This window comes from Streptomyces xiaopingdaonensis (assembly GCF_000262345.1).
GTDB classification, from domain to species: Bacteria; Actinomycetota; Actinomycetes; order Streptomycetales; family Streptomycetaceae; genus Streptomyces; species Streptomyces xiaopingdaonensis.
This window is the reverse complement of the sequence record NZ_AJTQ01000101.1, coordinates 1-6,858: the sequence shown is the minus strand read 5'-3', so window position 1 is coordinate 6,858 and position 6,858 is coordinate 1. Positions and strand designations below refer to the sequence as shown.

General features: G+C 71.2%; 5 protein-coding genes. 2 read left to right on the top strand and 3 right to left on the bottom strand.

The genetic code is table 11. The annotated features are described in order from the left end of the window. The coding region (gene dnaG, locus UWG_RS0107630; RefSeq protein ID WP_016906611.1) for a DNA primase at positions 1-1,633 on the bottom strand (1,633 nt) is incomplete at its 3' end. 224 nt (positions 1,634-1,857) lie between these two features. Between dnaG and UWG_RS0107625 the strand changes: the two genes are divergently transcribed. Next, positions 1,858-2,817: a FliH/SctL family protein gene (locus tag UWG_RS0107625; protein ID WP_016906610.1), complete on the top strand. Its 960-nt coding sequence runs from the start codon at positions 1,858-1,860 to the stop codon at positions 2,815-2,817. Between the two features lie 154 nt (positions 2,818-2,971). Then, entirely contained in the window at positions 2,972-3,133 is a 162-nt protein-coding gene (locus UWG_RS33605; protein WP_237720021.1) for a hypothetical protein, read from the top strand. Between the two features lie 123 nt (positions 3,134-3,256). On the opposite strand, the gene UWG_RS0107615 is transcribed toward UWG_RS33605, so the two are convergent. Next, the gene (locus tag UWG_RS0107615) at positions 3,257-4,999 is read right to left on the bottom strand and encodes a pyruvate dehydrogenase (protein WP_016906608.1); all 1,743 of its coding nucleotides are present in this window, start codon (positions 4,997-4,999) and stop codon (positions 3,257-3,259) included. 72 nt (positions 5,000-5,071) lie between these two features. After that, a complete protein-coding gene (locus tag UWG_RS0107610) occupies positions 5,072-6,343 on the bottom strand; it encodes an NAD(P)/FAD-dependent oxidoreductase (RefSeq protein WP_016906607.1) in 1,272 nt (423 codons plus the stop codon). Positions 6,344-6,858 lie beyond the last annotated feature (515 nt).

Sequence of the window (6,858 nt, the reverse complement as noted above, 5' to 3'; positions counted from 1 at the left end):
CGAGGTAGCCCGCCGGGTCGGCCACGCCGGTGTCCGCGCCGCCCGCCGCCTCGATCGTCTCCTTGACGACGGCGTACGGGCCGCCGGTGAACTCGTCGGCCCCGTAGGCGTCGAAGGCGGGCGAGACCAGCTCGGGGCGCTGCAGCGCCAGCTTCAGCAGCTCCCGCTCGACGCGGTGCGCCGGGCTGCGCAGATGGAGTGCCGGGCCCCGCTGCGCCACGGGGCGCGGCGCCCACTGCCGGCTCTCGGCGGAGGGAGACGGCTCCCTGCCGCCCGCGGGCACGCCCTGCCCGCCGCGCTGCTTGGCCCACCGCGCCAACTGGGCGACGCGGCGGACGACGAACTGCTCGTCGACGATGCCGAGGAGGCCCGCCAGGACCACGGCCGTCTCGTGCTGTACGGCGCCGTCCTTGATCTGCGCCACGACCGGCGCCGCCTCCTCCAGCGCGGCCGAACGCCCGCCCGCCGTATCGAGGTTGTGCCGGTCGACGATGGCGCGGATCGCGAAGTCGAAGAGGGGGGTGCGGCTCTCCACCACCTGCTGCACGGCCGCGTCGCCCTTGGCGAGGCGCAGGTCGCACGGGTCCATGCCGCCGGGGGTGAGGGCGATCCAGGTGCGGGCTGCGAACTTCTGGTCGTCCTCGAAGGCACGGAGCGCGGCCTTCTGCCCTGCGGCGTCGCCGTCGAAGGTGAAGACCACCTCCGACTGGGAGTTGTCCATGAGTACCCGGCGGAGGATCTTGACGTGCTCCCCGCCGAAGGAGGTGCCGCAGGTGGCGATGGCGGTGGGCACACCGCTGAGGTGGCAGGCCATGACGTCGGTGTACCCCTCGACCACGACCGCGCGGTTCGCCTTCGCGATCTCCTTCTTGGCGAGGTCGATGCCGTAGAGGACCTGCGACTTGCGGTAGATCGGCGTCTCGGGGGTGTTGAGGTACTTGGGGCCGTTGTCGTCGTCGCGGAGCCTGCGGGCGCCGAACCCGACGACCTCGCCCGTGATGTCGCGGATCGGCCAGAGCAGGCGCCCGCGGAAGCGGTCGATCGGCCGGCCGTTGCGCGCCTGCTGGGCGAGTCCCGAGGTGAGCAGCTCCTGGTCGGTGTAGCCGCGCCCGCGCAGGTGGCGGGTGAGGTGGTCCCAGCCGGCCGGTGCGTGGCCGAGGCCGAAGTGGTGCGCGACCGACTCCTCGAACCCGCGCTCGCCGAGGAAGCGGCGCGCGGGCTCCGCCTCGGGGCCCGCCAGTTGCTCGGCGTAGAACTCCGCGGCCGCCTTGTGCGCGTCGACGAGCCTCGTCCGCTCGCCCTGCCGGCTGCCGCGCCCGTATCCGCCCTCCTCGTACCGGAGGGTGATTCCGGCCGTGGCGGCGAGGCGCTCGACGGCCTCCGAGAACGAGAGGTGCTCCAGCTTCCGGAGGAAGTCGAGGGTGTCCCCGCCCTCCTCGCACCCGAAGCAGTGGTACAGCCCCTTGCTCGGGCTGACGTGGAAGGAGGGGGACTTCTCGTCGTGGAAGGGGCAGAGCCCCTTGAGGTTGCCGCCTCCGGCGTTCCGGAGCTGGAGATACTCCGAGACGACGGCGTCGATCGGGACCGCGTCCCGTACCGCCTTCACGTCCTCGTCGTTGATCCTCCCGGCCACGGGGGAATTCTACGGCGCGACTCCGACGGACCCGGCGTCGGCTACGGGTGCCCCCGTACCGCAGGGCCCTGGCCCGCTGTCGGCACGGCGCGAGTGACCTACCGCACCACCCGTGCGCGCTTCTACCCGAGCGCTCCCGGACGGTGCAATTCCGCAATACCCCGTCGAGTGAAGGGACTTGCAGAAAAGCTGTGTGGCGCCTGCCGGCCCGTAGCGTCCCGGCCATGGTCAAATCCCCGCACGAGGCGCACCATCGGGTCTTCCAGGAAGTCCCCGAACTCTTCACCCGTGCCCTCGAGATCCTCGGCCTGCCCGGTCTGGAGTCGGCCACCGCGAAGACGTTCAACTGCGATCTCACCGAGAGCCATCCCCTGGAGCGGCGCGTCGACACGCTCCAGGAGCTCACCGCTCCCGACGGCAGCAGACACCTGCTGATCGTCGAAGCGCAGACCGGGAAGGACCGGGCCAAGGAGAACTCCTGGCTCAACTACTTCGGCCACCTGGTCGACAAGTACCCGGACCACCGCTGCATGCTGCTGGTGCTCGCACGGGACGCGGCGACGGCACGCTGGGCGGCCGGCCCCTTCCGGTACGGCCACCGGCACAAGTCCAACGTCCAACTCGCGCCGTTCGTGCTGGGTCCGGAGAACGTGCCGATCGTCAAGGAGATCGAGCAGGCCGTCGCCGATCCCCCGCTCGCCCTCTTCTCCGTCCTCACGCACAGCAGCCACCCGGACATCGGTGGCATACTGGACGCCCTCTCCGCAGCCCTCGTCAAGACCGCCGACGACGACACTTTCACCAGGTACGCAGACCTCGCCGCCAGCGGCCTCACCGGTTCACCGGCGGCCGCAGAACACTGGAGGAACCTCGTGGGACAACGCCTCTTCGAACTCCGCGGCTTCGTCGCCGAAAGCCTCCGGGAGCAGGGGGCGGAGCAGGGGCTGGAGCAAGGTCGGGAGCAAGGGCTGGAGCAAGGGCTGGAGCAAGGTCGGAAGGAAAGCTTGCGGCAGGTGCTCGACGCACGCAGCATCGCCCTCTCCGACACCCACCACGCCCTGATCCGGCAGACCCAAGACACCGACCTCCTCCAGACCTGGCTCACCCGCGCCGTCGGCGCCACCACCGCCGACGAGGTCTTCACTCCCCACAGCGCCGCCGAGACCCCGGCCTCACAAGCTTGACCACCACCCGGCGCACCGCACACCGGTGCGCGGGACCCACCTCCAGACAGCGAGAGCACACGTGGGACAACAACTCTTCGAACTCCGCGGCTTCGTCGCCGAAAGCCTTTGGGAGCAAGGGCGGCAGCGAGGGCGGGAGGAGAGTCGGTCACTCGTGCGGACAAGCCTGCTCACTCTCCTTGACCAAAAGGGCCTCACCCTCACCCAAGCCCAACTCGACCTCGTCCACGAGACACAGGATCTCGGCATCCTCACGAGCTGGCACACCCGCGCCCTCCATACCACCGCCCCCGACGAGATCTTCACCTGCGAATAAGCCGCCGAGACCCCGGCCTCACAAGCCTGACCACCACCCCGCGCACCGCACCACCGGTGCGCGGGACCCGACCGACCGCGCCGTGGACCGCCGCCGGCCGCACACCGGCGCCCCGGTCGCCCCCTACGGCCGCGGCACGTTGCGCAGGTTCGACCGGGCCACCTGGACCATCTTGCCCACCCCGCCGGCGAGCACCGTCCGCCCCGCGGAGAGCGCGAAGCCGCTCACCTGCTCGCGGGTGATCTTGGGGGGCATGGAGAGCGCATGCGGGTCGGTGACGAAGTCGACGAGCGCGGGGCCCGGGTGGTCGAAGACCTCGCGGAGGGCGTCGCGTACTTCTCGGGGCTTCTCGACGCGGACCGCGTGCAGGCCGGCGGCACGAGCGAGCGCCGCGAAGTCGGGGTTCGTGTTGGCGGTTCCGTACGGCGGGAAGCCGTCGACCATCATCTCCAGCTCGACCATGCCGAGCGAGTCGTTGTTGAAAAGGACGATCTTCACGGGGAGTTGGTACTGCACGAGTGTGAGCAGGTCCCCCATGAGCATGGAGAGGCCGCCGTCCCCCGCCATCGCGACGACCTGGCGCTCGCGGTCGGTGAACTGCGCCCCGATCGCCTGCGGCAGCGCGTTGGCCATGGACCCGTGCGTGAAGGAGCCGATGATCCGGCGCCGCCCGTTGGGGGTGAGGTAGCGCGCCGACCAGACGTTGCACATGCCGGTGTCGACGGTGAAGACGGCGTCGTCCGCCGCCTCGTCGTCGAGGACGGAGGCGACGTACTCGGGGTGGATGGGGGTGTGCTTCTCGACGTTGCGGGTGTACGCCTTGACGACGCCCTCCAGCGCGTCCGCGTGCTTCTTCAGCATCCGGTCGAGGAACCGCCGGTCGTCCTTGACCTTCACCTTCGGCAGCAGGCAGCGGAGCGTCTCGCCGACGTCGCCCCAGACGGCGAGCTCCAACGTGGTGCGCCTGCCGAGGTGTTCGGGGCGCACGTCGACCTGCGCGATCTTGTTGTTCTTCGGCAGGAAGGCGTTGTAGGGGAAGTCGGTACCGAGCAGGATGAGCAGGTCGCACTCCTGGGTCGCCTCGTAGGCGGCGCCGTAGCCGAGGAGGCCGCTCATCCCCACGTCGAAGCGGTTGTCGTACTGGATGAACTCCTTGCCGCGGAGCGCATGGCCGACGGGGGACTTGATCCGCTCGGCGAACTCCATCACCTCGGCGTGGGCCTGCGCGGCACCGCGGCCGCAGAAGAGGGTGACGGTACGCGCCTCGTCGACGAGGCGGGCGAGCGCGTCGATCTCGGCGTCGCCGGGGCGGACCGCGGGGCGCGCGACGACGATCGCGTGCTCCTCGGCGCGCTCGGGGGCTTCCTCCTCCGCGATGTCCCCGGGGAGCGTGACGACGCTGACGCCCTGCTGGCCGACGGCGTGCTGGATGGCGGTCTGGAGGACGCGCGGCAACTGGTTGCGGTTGGAGATGAGTTCGCTGTAGTGGCTGCACTCGACGTAGAGCCGCTCGGGGTGGGTCTCCTGGAAGAACCCCGTGCCGATCTCGGTGCTCGGGATGTGGGAGGCGAGGGCGAGGACGGGCGCCATCGAGCGGTGCGCGTCGAAGAGGCCGTTGACGAGGTGGAGGTTGCCGGGGCCACTGGAGCCGGCACAGGCGCCGAGCCGGCCGCTGATCTGGGCCTCGGCGCCCGCTGCGAAGGCGGCGGTCTCCTCGTGGCGCACGTGCACCCAGTCGATCCCGCTGTTCCTTCTGACGGCGTCCACGATGGGGTTGAGGCTGTCGCCGACGACCCCGTAGAGGCGCTGCACCCCGGACCGCGCCAGGGTGTCGACGAACTGCTCCGCCACGTTCTGCCTCGCCATTGCCCACTGCCCTTCGCTCGCCGTCACAGCCGTCCGGGTTGAGCAATTTATCCGCTTCCGCGCCGATCTCGGCTACGCCTCGGCGACCGGAGCCGTCAGCGTCTCGAGCGGCACACCCGGATCGCCGAGCGCCTCGGGGTCGACGGGCGTACCGGCGCGGATGAGCGCCCGGACCGGGGCGACGACGTCCCAGACGTTGACGTTGAGCCCGGCGAGCACCCGGTCTCCGCGCAGCCAGAAGGCGACGAACTCCCGCTTGCCGATGTCCCCGCGGCAGACGACCTGGTCGTACGAGCCGGGCGGTGCGTACCCCGAGTACTCCAGGCCGACGTCGTACTGGTCGGAGAAGAAGTACGGCACCCGGTCGTACGTGACCTCCTCGCCGAGCATCGCGCGGGCGGCGGCCGGTCCCGAGTTGAGGGCGTTCGCCCAGTGCTCGACGCGCAGGGGGCGGCCGAGGAGCGGATGGGCGACGCTCGCCGTGTCGCCGGCCGCGTGGATGTGCGGGTCGCTGGTGCGCAGCTCGGCGTCGACGGCGATGCCGCCCGTGCCGCCCGCCAGGTCGAGCCCGGCCGACTCGGCGAGCGCGGTGCGCGGTGCCGCGCCGATCGCCGCGAGCACCTGCTGCGCGGGGAGTTCCTCGCCGTCGTCGGTGCGGACGTACTCCACCATCCCGCCGCGTCCGCCGATCTCCGTCAGCACCGCGCCGAACCGGAACTCGACGCCGTGCTCGCGGTGGAGGTCCGCGAAGACGGCGCCCAACTCGGGGCCGACGACGGAGTGGAGCGGCCCCGGCGCCGGCTCGACGACGGTGACCTCTGCGCCGTAGCCGCGCGCCGCGGCGGCGACCTCGAGTCCGATCCAGCCGGCGCCGGCGATCACCAGCCGCCCGCGCTCCCGTCCGAGTGCGGCGAGGGTGCCGCGCAGCCGCTCGGCGTGGGCGAGGCGGCGCAGGTGGTGGACGCCGGCGAGGTCGGTGCCCGGCATCTCCAGGCGGCGCGGCTCGGCGCCGGTGGCGAGGAGCAGCTTGTCGTAGTGGATGCGGGTGCCGTCGCCGAGGCGTACGGAGCGGGCCGCCGGGTCGAGGGAGACGGCGGGCTGGCCGAGGTGGAGTTCGACGTCGGCCGCCGCGTACCAACCCGGTTCGTGGACGAAGACGCTCTCGCGGTCCGCCTCGCCCGCGAGGAACGCCTTGGAGAGCGGGGGGCGCTCGTACGGACGGTCGCGCTCGTCGCCGATGAGGATGACCCGGCCGGTGAACCCCTCGCCGCGCAGGGTCTCCGCGGCTTTCGCCCCGGCGAGCCCGCCGCCGACGATGACGAACGTCCGGTGTGCGTCGACCACTTGCTGCCTCCTCGCTACCGCCGCTGCGGGCGCTGTCTAGCGGAATCTGCCAGTCCACTCGTACCGGGAGCTTGCCTGCGGACGCCAGGGCCGGTCGGCTCCGGATGCGGACGCCTCGCTGTCTCCAGGTGAGCGTCCCGCATCCCGGGTGCTCCGGGAAGAGGCGGGGGTGGTGCGGTCGGGTGGTGGCGGCGAGCAGGAACGTCGGGCAGTGGAGGGAGAAGGGCGCTCCCGGGCTCCGGGCGTGCCGCCTTCTCCCGAGCGGAGGGCTCCACCACCGGCGGCGGCGGCGCCTCCGTAAGCGAACGAGCGGCCGCTCAGAGGCCCGGTCCCCCGCCGACGCCAAGACCGTGTACGCGGCTGCCTCGACCCGGCTCCTCGCCCACGGGTGCAACTCTCCTCCGCCGCAGAGCCGTTGACTAATAAGTGCTCTGCACAAAAGAATGCTGAGAACATATAAATGCGCGAGCAAGGAATCTCAATGATGAAGTCAAGCTGCTTGCGTGACTGGCGGG